Origin of the sequence: Mesorhizobium abyssinicae, from assembly GCF_049887195.1 — a bacterium.
Lineage (GTDB): Bacteria > Pseudomonadota > Alphaproteobacteria > Rhizobiales > Rhizobiaceae > Mesorhizobium > Mesorhizobium abyssinicae.
The window spans coordinates 59178-76494 of the sequence record NZ_JARAKC010000014.1; the positions used below are offsets into that span (position 1 = coordinate 59178).

The following is a 17317-nucleotide window of genomic DNA, read 5'->3' on the forward strand; positions in this document are numbered from 1 at the left end:
CTCCCCGCAAGGGGGAGGTAGGGCACCGCGCTTACCTCCTCCTTGTGGGGAGGGTCGCCGCGAAGCAGCGGGGCGGGGGCTGCGCCGTGCGATCCTACCGCCGCCCGAACAGCCGCTCGATGTCGGCGAGCTTCAGCTCGATATAGGTCGGGCGGCCGTGGTTGCAGGTGCCGGAGCCGGGCGTCGCCTCCATCTGGCGCAACAGCGCGTTCATCTCTTCTGGCTTGAGCAGCCGCCCCGAACGCACCGAGCCATGGCAGGCCATGGTCGCCGCGATGTGGTGCAGCCGCTCCTTCAGCGTCTCGACCGTGTCGTTGTCCGCGATCTCGTCGGCGAGGTCGCGCACCAGTTGTTGCACATCGGTTTCGCCGAGCATCGACGGCGTCTCGCGCACCGCCACCGCGCCCGGGCCGAAGCGCTCGAGGCCGAGGCCGAATCTGGCCAGCGTCTGCGAATGCATGGCCAGCCGCTCGGCGTCTTCTTCGGCCAAGTCGACGATCTCCGGCAGCAAAAGCATCTGCGAGGGCACCGCACGCGAGTGCAGCGCGTTCTTCAGGGCCTCGTAGACCAGCCGCTCATGCGCGGCGTGCTGGTCGACGATGACCAGCGAATCCCTGGTCTGGGCGACGATATAGTTCTCGTGTACCTGCGCCCGCGCCGCGCCCAGCGCCGTGCCGAGCAATGTCTCGGCCGGCTCTCCCCGGCTGGCGCGCGCGTCGGCGCTGTGAAGCGGCCCGGCATCGAACGCCGCCTGGTCGGGTTCACCGAAGCCGGCCCTTTGCTGCTGGGCGTCGCCATATCCCATGTCGAGCGGCCGCTGCGGCGAATGCTCGAAGCCGGCGAAACCCGACGCGCGGTAGGCCGCCTCGTAGCTGCGGTGGCCATTGGCCGGCCCGCCATGGCCGAAGGGAGCGCTGCCGGGCCGGAACGCCGCCATCATGCCGGCGGCTCCCGTCGTCGCGGCGCGGATGCCGGCGCCGGCCAGCGCCTCGCGGATGGCGCCAACGATCAGCCCACGCACCAGGCCCGGATCGCGAAAACGCACATCGGCCTTGGCCGGATGGACATTGACGTCGACGGTCGCCGGATCGAGCGAAAGGAACAGCACGGTCACCGCATGGCGGTCGCGCGGCAGCACGTCGGCGAAGGCGCCGCGGATTGCGCCGGCGATCAGCTTGTCGCGCACCGGCCTTCCGTTGACATAGGCATATTGCTGCAGCGCGTTCGCCCGCGTGAAGGATGGAATGGAGACGTGGCCGGCAAGATGCACGCCATCGCGCGTGGCATCGATGGGGATGGCATTGTCGGGGAACTCGGCGCCCATCACTTGCGCCACGCGTTGCAGCCGGCCCTCCGGATCGTTACCGGTCGCCGGCAATTCCAGCGTCGAGCGGTCGGGGCCGGCAAGCGTGAAGCGCACGCCGGGGAAGGCGATGGCGATGCGCTTCACCACATCACTGGTCGCCGAGCTTTCGGCCCGTTCGCCCTTCATGAATTTGAGCCGTGCGGGCGTGGCGAAGAACAGGTCGCGCACCTCGACCGTGGTGCCGCGGTTGGCCGCCGCCGGCTTCACCGCCGAGACCCGGCCGCCCTCGATGCCGATCTCGGCCGCGCTGTCGCCGGCGGCCGTGCGCGAGCGGATCGACAGCCGCGCCACCGAGCCGATCGAGGGCAGCGCCTCGCCGCGGAAGCCGAGTGAGCGGATGTCGAGGATGTCGTCTGAAAGCTTGGAAGTGCAGTGGCGTGCGATTGCCAGCGCCAGTTCCCGCTCCGGGATGCCGGAGCCGTCGTCGGTGACGCGGATCAGGTTCAGCCCGCCGCCGGCGGTGACGATGTCGACGCGGGACGCCCCGGCATCGAGCGCATTCTCCACCAGTTCCTTCACCACGCTCGCCGGACGCTCGATGACCTCGCCGGCGGCGATCTGGTTGATCATCGTTTCGGAAAGCTGGCGGATGGGCATCCGGAGATTATAGGCGGATTCGACAGCGTTGGGGGAGGGGCGGAATACAGTTGGCAACAACTACCGTCACGATCCCCTCGCGCTCCGCTGCCGCGCAGAAGCTGGCGACCTCACGCCTGCGTCACCAGCCAGTCCCTTACCTTGCGCGCATTGTCGCTGAGTTCGCGGTTCTTTGGCCAGATGACGTAGAACCCGATGCCGGTTCTCAGCACGTGATCCGTCACCGGCATCAGCAGCCCCGATGCCACGAGGCGCTCGACCAGATGCCGCCAACCGAGCGAGATGCCTTGCCCTTCCATCACCGCCTGGATCACCAGCGCATAATCATTGATGCGCAAGCCGCGCTCGGCGTTGCGCAGGCTGGTTCCGGCCGACGCGAACCATTCGTCCCAGTTCGGGGCCTCTCGGTAGGGCTCCTCCAGATGGATGAGCCGGTGCGTGGCGAGTTCCTCGACCGTTTTCGGCTTGCCGAATTTGGCGAGGTAGCTGGGGCCTGCGACCGGGAAGATCTCCTCGTCGGACAGCGACATCGAATGATAGTCCGGCCAGTCGCGCGGCATGCCGCCGCGCACGCCGAGCGGGATGCCCTCGGCGATGATGTCGAGATCGCGATCGGCGGTCTGGATGCGCAGATCGACGCCCGGCAGTTCGTCGCGGAACTGCTGCAGGCGCGGCATCATCCAGAACGAGCCGAAGGCGGTCGAGGCGGCAAGCGTCACATGGCCGCCGGTCGCCTGCAGGCGCAGGTCCTCCGCCGACTTGCGGATATGGGAAAGGCCGAGCGAGACGTCGGCGTGGAAGCGCTCGCCGGCCTCGGTCAGGAGAACCTGGCGATGGCGGCGCTGGAACAGCTTGGCGCCGAGCTGCTCCTCCAGTCCGCGCACGGCGTAGGACACGGCCGCCTGCGTCATGCCGAGCTCGCGACCGGCGGCGGTGAAGCTCGACAGCCGGCCGGCCGCCTCGAATACGATCAGGCTGCCGGCGGAGGGCAGCAGGTGGCGCAGGCTTCGCATAAGCAGAGTTTATACAAGAGATCAGGATTTTCCAGCGTCACAGCTATGTTTCGCCTCGTTAAGTTGACGGGCTGTTGGAGGATGAATTGCCATGAATGCACCGGCCGTTGCAGTGACCGAACATGCCAACCGCAGAAGCGGCGGCCGACTGGGGCGCAAGGCGATACGGGGCGCTCCCGTGGCCTCGTTTCCGACGCTGGTGCGCCAGATCCCGGCGTATCAGATGGTCCCCGACGAGGCGGTGGAACTGATCCACCAGGAATCGCTCTCGATCCTCGAAGAGGTGGGCTGCGAGTTCCGCGACGACGAGGCGATCGCCCTGTGGAAGGCCGCCGGCGCCGATGTCTCCGAAACGCGCGTGCGTATCGACCGTGCGCTCTTGATGGAACTGGTCTCGAAGGTTCCATCGGAATTCACGCTCAATGCCCGCAACCCCGAGCGCACCGTCCGCGTCGGCGGCAAGAATTCCATCTTCGTGCCGATGTATGGCGCGCCCTATATCCGCGACCTCGACAACAACAGGCGCTACGGCTCGCTCGCCGACCTCAACAATTTCCACAAGCTCGCCTACATGGCGCCGGCGCTGCACTCGTCGAGCTCGGTCATCTGCGAGCCGATGGAAATCGCTGTGCCGAAGCGTCATTTGCACATCATCCATTCGGCGCTGAAGCACTCCGACAAACCGTTCATGGGCATCGTTACGTCGAAGGAACGCGCCGAAGACACGATGGCGATGGCCGGCATCGTCTTCGGCGAGGACTATGTCCGCGACAATTCGGTCCTGGTGGCGATCACCAACTGCAACTCGCCGCTGGTGTGGGACGCCACCATGCTCGACGCGATGAAGGTCTATGCGCGCAGCAACCAGCCGCTGATCCTGGCGCCCTTCGCGCTGTGCGGCGCCTCGACCTCGGCCTCCGCCGTCGGCGCGGTGGCGCAGGTCAATGCGGAAGCACTGGCCGGCGTCGCCTTCACCCAGCTGCTGCGTCCGGGGTCGCCGCAGATCTACGGCCAGTTCATGGTGACGGTCGACATGAAGACCGGAGCGCCGATGGGCGGCACGCCGGAGGCGGCGCAGATGATGTATCTGATGGGCGCGCTGGCCAGGAAATATAAACTGCCGTGGCGCACCTCGGGCTTCCATGTCGGCTCCAAATTGAACGACGCCCAGGCCGGCTACGAGGCGAACATGCTGATGCATGCCGCCATCCTTGCCGGCGCCAACTACATCTGGCACTCGGCCGGATGGCTGGAGGCAGGGCTGACCTGTGGCTATTCGAAATTCGCCACAGACTGCGAGCAGCTTGTCGGCTGGTACAAATATGCCGGCGGCCTTCCCTTCGACGATTTCAAGGAAGCGATGGCGGCGATCCGCGAGGTGGGGCCGCAAGGCCATTTCCTCGGCACCCAGCACACGCTCGAACATTTCGAGTCCGCTTTCTTCATGCCTTCGATCATGGACTTCAATTCGTACGAGCAATGGAACGCCGAAGGCGCGAAGGACCACGACACGCGCGGCCGTGAGAAGGCGCGCAACATGCTGGCCGACTATGAGGAGCCGAAGCTCGACGAGGGCATCGCCGAGGGTCTTAAGGATTTGATCGCGCGGCGTGAGGAAAAACTGCCGGACAGCGTTAGTTAGTAAAACAGGCGAAGACCTGACGAACATAAGGGAGGAAAAAATGGCACTCTTCAGAAGCAATGGCGACCGCGTGCCGGGCGCTATCGAGGCAATGGCAGAAGAAACGCGGGCGGGCCGCATGGACAGGCGTGAATTCCTGGCGCTGGCCAGCGCCTTCGGCGCGTCGACGGCGTTCGCCTATGGCATGATCGGCCTTGCCGCGCCGACTAAAGCACTGGCCGACGAGCCCAAGAAAGGTGGCACGCTGCACGTCTCGATGTCGGTCAAGGCGCAGAAGGATCCGCGCACCTATGACTGGACCGAGATGGCGAACGTCACCCGTTGCTGGCTGGAGCCGCTCGTCCGCTACACGCACCAGTTCACTTTCGAGCCGGTGCTGCTCGAAAGCTGGGACATCAACGACGACGCCACCGAATACACGCTGCACCTGCGCAAGGGCGTCACCTGGAACAATGGCGATGCCTTCAACGCCGATGACGTGGTCTTCAACCTGAATCGCTGGTGCGAGAAGGGGGCTTCCGGCAATTCCATGGCCGCCCGCGTCGGCGCGTTGGTCGACACCAAGACCGGCAAGGCAAGGGATGGCGCAATCACCAAGGTCGATGACCATACGGTCAAGCTGAAGCTCAGCGAAGCCGATATCGCGATCATACCGGGCTTCACCGACTATCCGGCGCTGGTCGTGCATCGCGACTTCGACAAGGATGGCGCCGACCCGATCAAGAAGCCGATCGGCACCGGAGCGTTCGAGCTGGTATCCTACGATGTCGGCCAGAAGGCGGTCGTCAAGCGTCGCGAGAGCGGCAAATGGTGGGGTGGCGAAACGCCGCTCGACAGTGTCGAGTTCATCGACTACGGCACCGACTTCAACGCCACGCTGAACGCCTTCGATTCCGGCGAGATCGACCTCGACTTCGAAACGCCGGCCGACTTCATCGATGCCCTCGACAAGATGGATTTGGTGAAATCGGAGGTCGCGACGGCGACCACGCTCGTCGCCCGCACCAACATCACCCACAAGCCATATGACGACCAGCGGGTGCGCAATGCGCTGCAGATGGCGGTCGACAACGATGCCGTGATGCAGCTCGGCTACGCCGGGCGCGGCACCGTTGGCGAGAACCACCACGTCAGCCCGATCCATCCGGAATACTATCCGCTGCCCAAGAAGACACGCGATGCCGCCGCCGCCAAGAAGCTGATGGCGGATGCCGGGCAGGCCGACTTCGAGCATGAGCTGATCACCGTCGAGGACGAATGGCAGAAGAACACCGGCGATGCGATCGCCGGCCAGTTGCGCGATGCCGGCATCAAGGTGAAGCGTACGGTGCTGCCGGGCTCGACCTTCTGGAACGACTGGACGAAGTATCCCTATTCGATGACCATCTGGTACATGCGTCCGCTCGGCGTCCAGGTGCTGGCGCTCGGCTATCGCTCTGGCGAGGCCTGGAATGAGACGGCGTTCGCGAACCCGGATTTCGACGCCAAGCTCAAGGAGGCGCTCTCGCTGGCCGATCCCGCCAAGCGCAAGGAAGTGATGAAGGACGTCGAGCAGATCCTGCAGGATTCCGGCGTCATCATCCAGCCCTTCTGGCAGAAGCTCTACTGCCACATGAGCAAGAAGGTGAAGAACTATTCGATGCACCAGACCTACGAAATGGATTTCCAGAACGTCTGGCTGGACGCCTGAACAACTCCCGCGACTTGCAAGCAACTGCCGCCGGCACCTCTGACAAAAGGTGCCGGCGGCCCGTAATTCACTCATGAGCAATTGGCGCCGAGAAAAAATGTCCGACGACGAGATCATCCTTTCCGAGCTTTCCGACGACGAGCTCGTGCAGCAGATGCACGACGACCTTTATGACGGTCTGAAGGAAGAGATCGAGGAAGGCACCAACATCCTTCTCGAGCGCGGCTGGGTTCCTTACAAGGTGCTGACCGAGGCGCTGGTCGAAGGCATGCGCATCGTCGGCGAGGATTTTCGCGACGGCATCCTGTTCGTGCCGGAAGTGCTGCTGTCGGCCAACGCCATGAAGGCCGGCATGGCCATCCTTCGCCCGCTGCTCGCCGCCACCGGCGCGCCCAAGCAGGGCAAGATGGTGATCGGCACCGTCAAGGGCGACATCCACGACATCGGCAAGAACCTGGTCGGCATGATGATGGAGGGCGCCGGCTTCGACGTCATCGACCTCGGTATCAACAATGCGGTCGAGAAGTATCTGGAGGCGATCGAGCAGCACCAGCCCGACATCATCGGCATGTCGGCGCTGCTCACCACCACCATGCCCTACATGAAGGTCGTTATCGACACGATGAAGGAAAAGGGCATCCGCGACGACTATGTCGTGCTGGTCGGCGGCGCGCCGCTCAACGAGGAGTTCGGCAAGGCGGTCGGCGCCGACGCCTACTGCCGCGACGCGGCTGTGGCGGTCGAGACCGCCAAGGACTTCATGAAGCGCAAGCACAATGTGCGGACTTGAGCACAGCGATGCGATCCGGGTTTGTGAACGTCAGGCGTGAGGTCTGCTGGGTGGCCAAAATCGCTTGGCTCGAAGGGGGCTGACGCCCGCATGCGCATCGCGTCGATCAAGGTCTATCAGGTGCTCCTGCCTGTCAAAGGCGGTGCCTACAGGATGGCCAGCGACACCGTGCGGGATCTGGACTGCACGCTGGTTGAAGTCACCACCGAGGATGGACTGTCAGGCTGGGGTGAGACGTGCCCGGTCGGCCCTGTCTACCAGCCCCAACACGCCCTGGGTGCGCGAGCGGCAATTGCCGAAATGGCGCCCGGGCTGATCGGCGAGGACACCGCGTCCATGCGCCGCCTTGCGAAGCGAATGGACGAGCAGCTGAACGGCCACAACTATGCCAAGGCGGCCTTTGACATAGCCTTCCTCGACCTCACCGGCCAGCGGCTGGGCGTGCCGGTTTCAACACTCCTGGGCGGCGCGCTCACCGATCGTGTGCCTTCCTACTACTCGACTATCGTCGGTGCGCCCGACGAGACGGCGCGTATTGCCGCGGACAAGGTCAAGGCCGGATACAAACGGCTTCAGATCAAGATAGGCGGACGGGATCTCGAACAGGACGTCGCCACCGTGCACAAGGTATGGGAGGCGGTGGGCTTCAAGGCCAGCATCGCGGTCGACGCCAATCGTGGCCTCACCACCGCGGCGGCGCTGCACATCGACCGGCTCTGCCAGGCAATCCCGTTCGTGTTCGAACAGCCCTGCAACACCATGGAGGAAGTCGCGAGCCTCAAGGGCCGCGTGACCCATCCGGTCTACCTCGACGAGAATACCGAGGATTTGAATGCCGTCCTGCGGGCAATTTGTTCAGGCATCGCGGACGGATTCGGATTGAAGGTCACCCGCCTTGGCGGCCTCACCAAGATGGTCACGGTCCGCGACCTGTGCGCGATACGATCGCTGCCGCACAGCTGCGACGATGCCTGGGGTGGGGACATCATCGCCGCGGCATGCGTGCACCTCGCCGCTACTGTCGAGCAGAGACGTTTTGAGGGGGCCTGGATCGCGCAGGAATACATCGAAGGGCACATGGACCCCGCAAACCCGATCATTATCGAAAACGGGCATATAGACGTCCCCCAGAAGCCAGGGCTCGGCGTCAAGCCCGAGCGCTCCCAACTCAAAGCGCCTGTCGCGACGTTCGGAGGCTGAGAATACAGTGACGGTCGCGGCGATTGCATATGGCCAGCATCGTCGGCGATTGCGACCCTCCGCGACATCCGGCGGGCCGCCCGTGTCCGGCGCTCCGGGACTTCATGAGCCGCAAAAAAGCCGATATGCAAGGGGCGTCTTGCCATTTTTGCCGATGCCCGGAGATCCTCGATGAGACCGATAGTGCTGGCCGCCGTCCTTTCCGTTGCCTTGCCCGCCGCCGCTCTGGCGGGCCCGGCCTCCAACGCCGTGAAGTTCTTCTATCTTCCGCAGGTCAGGTTCGAGGGCGACGAGCAATATCGCGACCGTTTCACCGAGCCGGTGACCAAGCTGTTTGCCCTCAACGATCAGGCCGCCAAGAACAATCCGGACGAGGTCGCCTGCCTCGACTTCGATCCGGGCCTCGACGCGCAGGACTTCGATCAGAAAACCCTGGCGAAAACGCTGAAGCTTGCCGAAGCCGTCAACGGCGATAGCGCCGAGGTCACGGCGACTTTCAGCCTGTTCCCGGAAGGCGATGATTCCAAACGCGAAATGGTCTGGTCACTAAAGAAGGTCGACGGCAAGTGGAAGATTGCCGACATCGCCTCCAAGACCAGCGGCTGGACGCTGAGCGCGCTGGAATGCATGCCCGACAAGGCGCCGGAGTGATGCCATGGTCCGTCGCATTGTCCTGGCGTTTGCGACCATTTCGATGCTGGCGGCGGGATTGAGTGGCGCCCGCGCCCAGGGCCTGTTCGGGGCGCCACCGGCAAATGCCCCGGCCGACAACGCGCCTTCCGACGACACATCGCCAGCAACCCCGCCGGCCGCATCGCCGCCAGCGGAAAGTGCACCTGCAGCATCGGTGCTGCCGGGTTCGCCGACGGCGCTGGTGAAGCCGTTCTACGAGCATCTCGGGCTTGAGCTCGATCCGGCTGAGCGCAAGAACTTCATCGACCCAGCGAAAACGGTGCTCGACAAGAGCGATGCGCTGCGCAACTCAGGGCAGGGCGAATGCCTCGATCCCAACATGGCGCTCGACAATGCCGACTACGACAAGGCGGCGATCGAAGGCAGCCTGAAGACCATCGAGGCGGTCAGGGGCGACGAGGCCAAGGTGGTCGTCGCCTTCGTCGTCGCAAACAACGCGCACCGGCTGGAATGGAAGCTGAAGAAGGTCGGCGGCGACTGGAAGATCTCCGACCTTCTGTCGGTCACCGGCGAATGGGCGCTCAGCCAGTACCAGTGCGAATGAGCGCGATCACGCCATCCCGCTCAGCCGCGCCCGCGATAGGGTGCCACGCCGGTGTCGGGCAGCCAGGCGCCTTCCGGCGGCGCGCCGGTCTGCCAGAACACGTCGATCGGGATGCCGCCGCGCGGGAACCAGTAGCCGCCGATGCGCAGCCAGAGCGGCTTGGTCGCTTCAACGATGCGGCGGCCGATCATCACGGTGCAGTCTTCATGGAAGGCGCCGTGGTTGCGGAACGAGGTCATGAACAGCTTCAGCGACTTCGATTCCACCAGCAGAGCATCGGGCGCATAGTCGATGACGATATGGGCGAAATCCGGCTGGCCGGTGACCGGGCAGAGCGAGGTGAATTCCGGGCAGGTGAAGCGCACGATCGCCGGCGGCCCGTCGCCGCGCGCAAACGGCACGGTCTCCAGGACCGCCTGTTCGGGGCTCTGTGGCGTCTCGACGTGCGCACCGAGCTGGGTGAGGTTTTTGGTGTCGATCATGGGTCCGAGTTCCTTGAGTTTTGCCGCTCATTAGCACCGGAGCGAAAGGCGCGCAGCGGTTTTCGGACCGATCCGATGCGAGAAATGGACGCTGGGCGGCGCGCGCTGCTCAACCACAATCTTGAACCAGCAGGAAGACGATGACCAGCAACGACCCGCTTCTCCAGCCCTACCAGCTCAAGCACCTGACGCTGAAGAACCGGGTGATGTCGACGAGCCACGAGCCGGCTTACTCCGAGGACGGAATGCCGAAAGAGCGCTACCGGCTCTATCATGCCGAGAAGGCCAAGGGCGGCATGGCGCTGACCATGACCGCCGGGTCGGCCATCGTCTCGCGCGACAGCCCGGCCGCCTTCGGCAATCTGCATGTCTATGACGACCGCATCGTGCCGTGGCTCGCCGAACTCGCGGATGCCTGCCACGAGCACGACTGCAAGGTGATGATCCAGATCACCCATCTCGGCCGCCGCACCGGCTGGAACAAGGCCGACTGGCTGCCGGTGCTGTCGGCTTCGCCGGTGCGCGAGCCGGCGCATCGCGCCTTTCCGAAGACCATCGAGGACTGGGATATCGAGCGCATCGTCGCCGACTATGCGTCCGCCGCGCAGCGCTGCCAGGCGGCCGGCCTCGACGGCATCGAGTTCGAATCCTACGGCCACCTGATGGACGGCTTCTGGTCGCCGGCCACCAACCATCGTGACGACGAATATGGCGGCTCGCTCGACAACCGCCTGCGCTTCACCAACCTGGTGCTCGACGCCGTACGCGCCGCGGTCGGCGAAAAGTTCGTCGTTGGCATCCGCATGGTCGCCGACGAGGATTTTGAGAAGGGCCTGTCGAAGGAGGAGGGCGTCGAGATCGCCAGGCGGCTCGCCTCCTCGGGCAAGGTCGATTTCCTCAACATCATCCGCGGCTCGATCGAGACCGATGCAGCACTGACCAAGGTCATCCCGGTGACCGGAATGCGCTCCTCGCCGCATCTCGATTTCGCCGGCGAGGTGAGGGCGGCGACGAAGTTCCCGACCTTCCATGCGTCACGCATTTCCGACGTAGCGACCGCGCGCCACGCGATTGCGACGGGAAAACTCGACATGGTCGGCATGACCCGCGCCCATATCGCCGATCCGCACATCATGCGCAAAGTGATGGAGGGCCGAGAGCATGAGATCCGGCCTTGCGTCGGCGCCACCTATTGCCTCGACCGCATCTACGAGGGCGGCGAGGCGCTGTGTATCCACAACGCCGCGACCGGCCGCGAGGCCGAGATACCGCACATCATCAAGAAGAGCGGCGGGCCAAGGCGCAAGGTGGTCGTGGTCGGCGCCGGCGCCGGCGGCCTGGAGGCGGCGCGCGTCGCGGCAGAGCGCGGCCATCAGGTGACGGTGCTCGAAGCCTCCAGCCAGGCCGGCGGCCAGGTGCGGCTGGCGACGCAGAACCCGCGCCGCAAGGAACTGATCGGCATCATCGACTGGCGGCTGGCGGAGCTGGACCGTCTGGGCGTCGAGATCCGCTACGATACCTGGGCCGAGAAGGATGATGTGCTGGCACTGTCGCCGGATGTGGTGATCGTCGCCACCGGCGGCTTGCCGCAGAATCCGCCGCTGACGGCCGGCGATAACCTCGTCACCTCGAGCTGGGACATCATGGCGGGCGCCGTCAAACCGGCCGAGAGCGTGCTGCTCTATGATGACAATGGCGGCCATCAGGGCATGGGCGCTGCCGAGCTCATCGCCAATGGCGGCTCGAGGCTGGAGCTGGTCTCGCCGGAGCGCTTCTTCGCGCCGGAGATGGGCGGCCTGAACCATGTGCCCTATATGCGCGCTTTCCAGGAGAAGGGCGTCACCATCACCATCAACACCAGGCTGCGTTCGGTGCGGCGCGAGGGCAACCAGCTCGTCGCCGAGCTCGCCTCGGACTTCGCCGACGGCTGGCGCGTCGAGCGGCGGGTCGACCAGGTGGTGGTCGAGCATGGCACCGCGCCGCTCGACGACCTCTATCTTTCGCTGAAGCCGCTGTCGAACAATGGCGGCGCGGTCGACTACGAGCGGCTGGTGAGCGGCGGCGATATTTTCCCCAAGCGCAATCCGGAGGGCGGCTTCATCGTGTTCCGGATTGGCGACGCGGTCGCCTCGCGCAACATCCATGCCGCCATCTACGACGGCATCCGATTCGGCCTGAGGATCTAGGCCGCTGTGGCTGATGGCCGGACTGGACTTGGCCTGTCATATTTGCAATTTTCTGTCGCCGATCCGGGGCTGGCACAGGCTGTGCTGAAGGGTCCGCACAGCCGGGGGCTTGCTTGACCGCACAAGACCTGTTCGTTCCGCGCCAGACCAACACGGCGCTTTACATGCAGCTGCACGACGCCGGGCAGCCGGTGGAAGATATCCTGCGCGTCCAGAAGGCCTACCGCGTGGCCTGCGCCATGTTCAATGGCCGCTACCGCAAGACCGGGCGACCCTTTATTTGCCATGCCGTCGGCGCCGCGTCATCGGTCGCGCATTTCGACAAGGATCTCGATCTTGTCGTCGCCGCGATGTTCCACGCCGCCTATGACAGCGCCCAATATCCGGACGGCAAATCCAGCCGGCGCACCGAGACCCACCGCAAGTGGCTGGAGCAGAAGCTCGGACCCCGGGTGGAAGGTCTTGTCGCCAGGGTCGGCGCGATGAAGTTCGACACCGGGGATCCCGAGCGCCTTGCGGCGCAAGGCGTCCCGGCCGGCGATGAGGACATCCTTTTCCTCGTCCTTGCGCATGATATCGACGATATGGCGGATGGCGGGCTGGCATTCGCGCCCAAATATGGCCGGTCGATTGAATCGCGGGTGGCTGCCTGCGCCATTCTGGCCCGGCGCATCGGCCGCGAGAGCCTTGCAGCCACGATCGAAGCCTATGGCAGCCGCTATGCGGCGCTGGGGTGGGCGGCTGCGCTCGAGGATAGCAGGCTGGAAGGTTTTCGCATTGCGCCGAATGTGCGCAACTACCTCAAATTGCGCCGCGACAAGCTGCGCGGAGCCCGGGTGGAGGTGCTTTGAGGGGCATGCCGCCGCCAGCGCAATTCCAGGAAAAGTGCGTAGCGGTTTTCCGTCCGGAGTTGCGCCAAAACAAAGGGATAGAGCGGTTCTGCGTTTCCGTGAAACGATGAACCGCTCTAGCGAGGCACGCGCACCGGACCTTCGCAAGGAGAGCCACCTGCCGCTCCGGTCCGGTGCGCGCCGCGCCCGACACCGGCTTGGCGCCGGCGCCGAGCGGTTCCTTGCGGGCTAGAACATCCTTGCGGTTGCCATGCACAGCACGGTGAGCACCAGCAGCCAGGCGGCGATGCGTTCGCCGACGGCCATCTTTGCGCGCAGCATAGGTACGGTGGCTGCGTCGGCACCGGCCAACTGGCTGCTCGGCCGGCGCACCATGGCGCCGAGGACGCCGGCGGCCGCGATGGCCGCCACGATGCCGATTGCCAGCACGATCTCCATCGAGCCGAAGCTGCCCTCGTGGAAGAAATACCAAAGCAGCGCGCCGGTCAGGAACACCATGCCCGATGCGCCGAGTTGCGGCCGGATGAAGCGCTCAGCCTTGATCTCGGGATCGCGGGCGAGCGTGATTGTCGTGCCGGCCCAGAACACGCCGGCCATGACGTGAAGGCCGATGACGATGATGTAGACATATTGCATGACCGCATTCCTTCCTTTCCGCCCGCCGACACCAAATAATTAGATATCGAATGATTTGATGTCAATGTATAATGGCGCGTTCCAACGCCCAATGGCTTGTTCTACTGTCGGATCATGACACCCTTTGACCGCCCGCCCGTCGGAATGAACCTTGCCCGCACCGCCAAGGCGGTGGCGCAGGCCTTTGACGCCGCCCTGGTCGAGGCCGGCGGCACTCTGCCGGTGTGGCTGACGCTGCTCTCGGTCAAGTCGAAGGAACTCGCCAACCAGCGTGAACTCGCCGGCATGATCGGCATCCAGGGCGCGACGCTCACGCATCATCTCAACGCCATGGAGGCGCAGGGGTTGCTGACGCGGCGACGCGATCCGCAAAACCGCCGGGTCCATCAGGTGGCATTGACCGAGGCCGGCGAAGCGATGTTCGAGAAATTGCGAATGGCCGCTGTCGCCTTTGACAAGCGGCTGCGGGCGGGATTGCCGGACGAGCGGTTGGCAGAGTTCGCGGAGGTATTGGCGGCGCTGCGGGCGAATGTCGGCGGCTGACCAGTCGGATTGTTTCCGCCGGTCAGAGGTGCTATATGACTACAATAGTCATATGCGGAGTTCGGCCATGCGAGAGATTCAATTGAAGGATGCCAAGGCGACGCTCTCGGCGGTGGTCGATCAGGCGGTCGCCGGAAAGCCTGCCGTCATCACGCGGCATGGTCGCAAACAGGCTGTCATTCTGTCATTCAAGGACTATGAACGGCTGTCGCGGGTGCCCAGCTTTGGGCGATTGCTGGCGGCTTTTCCCGGCGCAGAAGCTGACATTCCGCCTCGCTCCCGAAAACCAGCTCGCACGGTTGACCTCTAACGCGGGCTTTGCGTTTGATGTTCCTGCTGGACACCAACATCATTTCGGCGCTGGCGCCTTCCAAAACGGTCGAGCAAGCGGCCTTGACGGATTGGCTTGATCGGGCCAGCGACTACCTGTTCCTGTCTGTGGTTACGGCATCCGAAATTACCGCGGGAATAGCGAAGGCCGAGCGCGAAGGCGCTAAGAAAAAGACGGCTCTGCTTCGCCAGTGGTGGCAGGCGGTCGAATATCTCTACAACGAAAGAATACTCCCCTTCGATCTGCGTGCCGCGCATGCGGCGGGATCTATCTTGGATCGGGCCAGGGCCCATCTGCCAGGGTTCGAGGACATTGCGATCGCCGCGACGGCGGAGGTTCATGCCTTGACGATATTGACCGACAACGAGCGTCATTTCGCCCCTCTCGGGGTGCCGATGCTCAATCCGCTAAAGGCTTTGCCGCCTCTGCCGGCAACGTAAATGCCGACCATGAACACCGTCGCCGGAACCTGCTCGGCCTGCAGCACGTCGAGGATGTTGCTGGTGCCGTTCAGCGGCCCGTCGCCGAAGGAGAGATAGATGGTGCGGTCCGCTGCCAGTGCCGGCCACGGGATGAGCAGCAGGAACAACAGAACGAGACGAGGCGGCATCCGCGAGATCCGTTTGCGATCTCCGCAGGCCGCCATGGCCGGACCGGCCTTGTGAAGTTTGTCGACGAACGAGCTAAGCCAGGCTGCCCTGCAGCACCTTGAGCTTCGCCTTCTTCGGGCTGCGCGCCAGCAGCCAGTCGCGCGCCTTGTCCTGCGGCATCGGGAAGGCGATCGAATAGCCCTGCACCTGGTCGCAGCCGATCGCCATCAGCGAATCGAGCTCGGCTTCGGTCTCCGCACCTTCCGCCACGATCGAGATGCCCAGCCCGCGCGCAAGCTCGGTGATGGCGCGCACGATCTTGGAGTTGTCGCCGTTCTCGTTGATGTTCTGGACGAAGCGGCGGTCGATCTTCAGGCGGTCGATCTCGTTCGGGTTGACGTGGCTGAGCGAGGCATAGCCGGTGCCGAAATCGTCGAGTTCGAGATGCACGCCGGCGGCGCGGATGTGCCTGAGCTTGGCCGCGATGCCGGTCTTCTCGTCGTCGAGGATGACGGACTCGACGATTTCCAGCGACAGTTTCTGCGGTGCCAGCCCGGCCTTCTCCAGCGTTCCGAACAGGAACCTGTCGAAGTCCGGCTCGCGCAGCTCGGTGCCGGAGACATTGACGGCGAGCCGCCCGAAATCGATGCCGGCCCGGTCCCACTCCGCCGCCTCGTTGATCGCCTTGGTGATGACGATGCGGCCGATCTCCGGCATGAACCCGCATTTCTCGGCGACCGGGATGAACTCGCCCGGCGAGATCATGCCGCGCGAGGCATGCTTCCAGCGCACCAGCGCCTCGATGCCGCTGATCTTGCCGCTGGTCAGCGACACCTGCGGCTGGAAATAGACCTCGAACGTCTTGTCGGCGATGGCGGCGCGGATGTCGTGCTCGAGCTGCTTGCGGTAGTCGAGCTCGCGCCGCAACTCCTCGGAGAAGAACGAGAAATTGCCGCCGCCTAGCTTCTTGGCCGAGTAGAGCGCAAGGTCGGCGTGGACAAGCAGGTCCTCCGCATTGTCGGCGTCGACCGGATAGACCGCGATGCCGGCGCTGGCGCCAGGCAGGATGGTCGTGCCCTGGAAGGTGATCGGCTCGTTGATCTGCTCCAGAATGCGCCTGGCCAGCATGTTGATGTCCTCGGTGCCGCCGGCGCCGTTGAGGATCATCACGAATTCGTCGCCGCCAAGCCGGGCGCACAGATCCGAGGCGCGGCAGGAGTCGCGCATGCGCTGCGCGGTGACGACCAGCACATAGTCGCCGGCCGCGTGGCCCAGCGTGTCGTTGATCTGCTTGAACCGGTCGAGGTCGAGCTGGATCACCGCCAGCCGCTCGCGCCGGCGATGCGCGCCCTTGATCAGCGTGTCGAAGTGATCGGTCAGGAAGGTGCGGTTGTGCAGTCCGGTCAGCCCGTCATGCACGGCGATGAAGGCCATCGAGTTGCGCGCGTCGACCAGCTCATGCGTCTTGCGCAGGATGGCCTTCGACATCGGCCTGAAGATGAACAGCGCCACCAGCACGATGACGCCGATGGTGGCGAAGAACAGGGTGCGGTGGAGATCGAGCAGCTTTCCCGAGCGCTCGTCGGCGAAGGCACTGATGCGCTGGCCGAGCGCGGCATAGCCCGACAGCGTCGCATTGGCCACGGAGGCGTCGAGATCGACGCGGTCGGCACCACCCTTGTAGCCGTCGACGCCCGTCGTCAGCTTGGTCTCGAACGAAGAGATAAGGCGTTTGCCATTGGCGATCAGGCCGACCGAGAAGTAGTCGAGGTGGAACGGCTTGGCGAACAGCACGTTCTCGATCGACTTCGGATCGAAGCGCGCCGGCGACATCGGATCGGCACCCGTCTTGTCCAGGAGCAGGTCGTAATTGGTTTCGAATTCGACGGTCGCCTGCTTGAGCGCGGCAACGAGGGCCGGCTGCTTGTCGCGCGAGGCGGCGCCGGTCGCGCCGGCCAGGAAGACGATGCGCTGCGACAGCGCCTTCTGCATGCTGACGATGTTGATCAGCGTGTCGTTGTTCTGCTGCGCCGCCATCATCTGCTGCAAGAGCACGAACGAGCCCATCACCATGGCGGCGATGATCAGCAGCGCCAGCCAGTAGCCGCTCTTGATCAGCAAGATCAGCTTGCGCGAAACGCTCTGCACCGGCTGCTGCGACAT

17 protein-coding genes are annotated in these 17317 nt (G+C 64.5%); 11 read left to right on the plus strand and 6 right to left on the minus strand.

Translation table 11 applies throughout. The features are described from left to right. Positions 1-94: 94 nt before the first annotated feature. Positions 95-1963: a DNA mismatch repair endonuclease MutL gene (gene mutL, locus PU724_RS24705; protein ID WP_354424303.1), complete on the minus strand. Its 1869-nt coding sequence runs from the start codon at positions 1961-1963 to the stop codon at positions 95-97. Between the two features lie 110 nt (positions 1964-2073). Beyond that, complete coding sequence (locus tag PU724_RS24710; RefSeq protein ID WP_354424305.1) at positions 2074-2976, minus strand: LysR substrate-binding domain-containing protein; 903 nt, start codon at positions 2974-2976, stop codon at positions 2074-2076. A gap of 91 nt (positions 2977-3067) precedes the next feature. On the opposite strand from PU724_RS24710, the gene PU724_RS24715 reads away from it, so the two are divergent. The 6 genes from PU724_RS24715 (at position 3068) to PU724_RS24740 (ending at position 9535) form a co-directional block, all read left to right on the plus strand. Continuing rightward, positions 3068-4618 carry a trimethylamine methyltransferase family protein gene (locus PU724_RS24715; RefSeq protein ID WP_127286963.1) on the plus strand — a complete coding sequence of 517 codons (1551 nt, stop codon included), beginning with the start codon at positions 3068-3070 and terminating at the stop codon, positions 4616-4618. Between the two features lie 40 nt (positions 4619-4658). Continuing rightward, positions 4659-6308, plus strand: coding sequence for an ABC transporter substrate-binding protein (locus PU724_RS24720; protein WP_354424307.1), 1650 nt, complete (start codon positions 4659-4661; stop codon positions 6306-6308). Positions 6309-6405: 97 nt separating this feature from the next. Next, positions 6406-7098 carry a corrinoid protein gene (locus PU724_RS24725; protein ID WP_127311021.1) on the plus strand — a complete coding sequence of 231 codons (693 nt, stop codon included), beginning with the start codon at positions 6406-6408 and terminating at the stop codon, positions 7096-7098. A 90-nt stretch (positions 7099-7188) separates the two neighbouring features. Then, positions 7189-8298: a mandelate racemase/muconate lactonizing enzyme family protein gene (locus PU724_RS24730; RefSeq protein WP_354424310.1), complete on the plus strand. Its 1110-nt coding sequence runs from the start codon at positions 7189-7191 to the stop codon at positions 8296-8298. 171 nt (positions 8299-8469) lie between these two features. Further along, positions 8470-8949 carry a DUF3828 domain-containing protein gene (locus tag PU724_RS24735; RefSeq protein WP_354424312.1) on the plus strand — a complete coding sequence of 160 codons (480 nt, stop codon included), beginning with the start codon at positions 8470-8472 and terminating at the stop codon, positions 8947-8949. Between the two features lie 4 nt (positions 8950-8953). After that, complete coding sequence (locus tag PU724_RS24740) at positions 8954-9535, plus strand: hypothetical protein (RefSeq protein ID WP_354424314.1); 582 nt, start codon at positions 8954-8956, stop codon at positions 9533-9535. A gap of 20 nt (positions 9536-9555) precedes the next feature. Here PU724_RS24740 and queF read toward each other — a convergent pair whose 3' ends face one another. Beyond that, positions 9556-10017 carry a preQ(1) synthase gene (gene queF / locus PU724_RS24745; RefSeq protein WP_354424316.1) on the minus strand — a complete coding sequence of 154 codons (462 nt, stop codon included), beginning with the start codon at positions 10015-10017 and terminating at the stop codon, positions 9556-9558. A gap of 140 nt (positions 10018-10157) precedes the next feature. Between queF and PU724_RS24750 the strand changes: the two genes are divergently transcribed. Further along, a complete protein-coding gene (locus tag PU724_RS24750; RefSeq protein WP_354424318.1) occupies positions 10158-12203 on the plus strand; it encodes an oxidoreductase in 2046 nt (681 codons plus the stop codon). 113 nt (positions 12204-12316) lie between these two features. Then, positions 12317-13054, plus strand: coding sequence for an HD domain-containing protein (locus PU724_RS24755; RefSeq protein WP_354424320.1), 738 nt, complete (start codon positions 12317-12319; stop codon positions 13052-13054). Positions 13055-13282: 228 nt separating this feature from the next. On the opposite strand, the gene PU724_RS24760 is transcribed toward PU724_RS24755, so the two are convergent. After that, positions 13283-13690, minus strand: coding sequence for a hypothetical protein (locus PU724_RS24760; RefSeq protein WP_127287112.1), 408 nt, complete (start codon positions 13688-13690; stop codon positions 13283-13285). A 114-nt stretch (positions 13691-13804) separates the two neighbouring features. On the opposite strand from PU724_RS24760, the gene PU724_RS24765 reads away from it, so the two are divergent. The 3 genes from PU724_RS24765 to PU724_RS24775 all read left to right on the plus strand — a co-directional run bounded on the left by PU724_RS24765 (position 13805) and on the right by PU724_RS24775 (position 15004). Then, positions 13805-14233, plus strand: a complete 429-nt coding sequence (locus PU724_RS24765; RefSeq protein WP_354424322.1) for a MarR family winged helix-turn-helix transcriptional regulator — start codon at positions 13805-13807, stop codon at positions 14231-14233. A gap of 67 nt (positions 14234-14300) precedes the next feature. Beyond that, on the plus strand, positions 14301-14543 hold the full coding sequence (locus tag PU724_RS24770; RefSeq protein WP_127287110.1) for a type II toxin-antitoxin system Phd/YefM family antitoxin: 243 nt from the start codon (positions 14301-14303) through the stop codon (positions 14541-14543). Positions 14544-14560: 17 nt separating this feature from the next. Continuing rightward, positions 14561-15004 (plus strand): type II toxin-antitoxin system VapC family toxin, encoded by a 444-nt coding sequence (locus tag PU724_RS24775; protein ID WP_354424324.1) that lies wholly within the window; start codon positions 14561-14563, stop codon positions 15002-15004. Here PU724_RS24775 and PU724_RS24780 read toward each other — a convergent pair. Together PU724_RS24780 and PU724_RS24785 are read right to left on the minus strand one after the other, a co-directional pair. Next, complete coding sequence (locus tag PU724_RS24780; RefSeq protein ID WP_354424326.1) at positions 14935-15174, minus strand: polysaccharide deacetylase family protein; 240 nt, start codon at positions 15172-15174, stop codon at positions 14935-14937. The two genes, PU724_RS24775 and PU724_RS24780, sit on opposite strands and share 70 nt — an antisense overlap. A gap of 73 nt (positions 15175-15247) precedes the next feature. Beyond that, positions 15248-17317, minus strand: coding sequence for a putative bifunctional diguanylate cyclase/phosphodiesterase (locus PU724_RS24785; RefSeq protein WP_354424328.1), 2070 nt, complete (start codon positions 17315-17317; stop codon positions 15248-15250).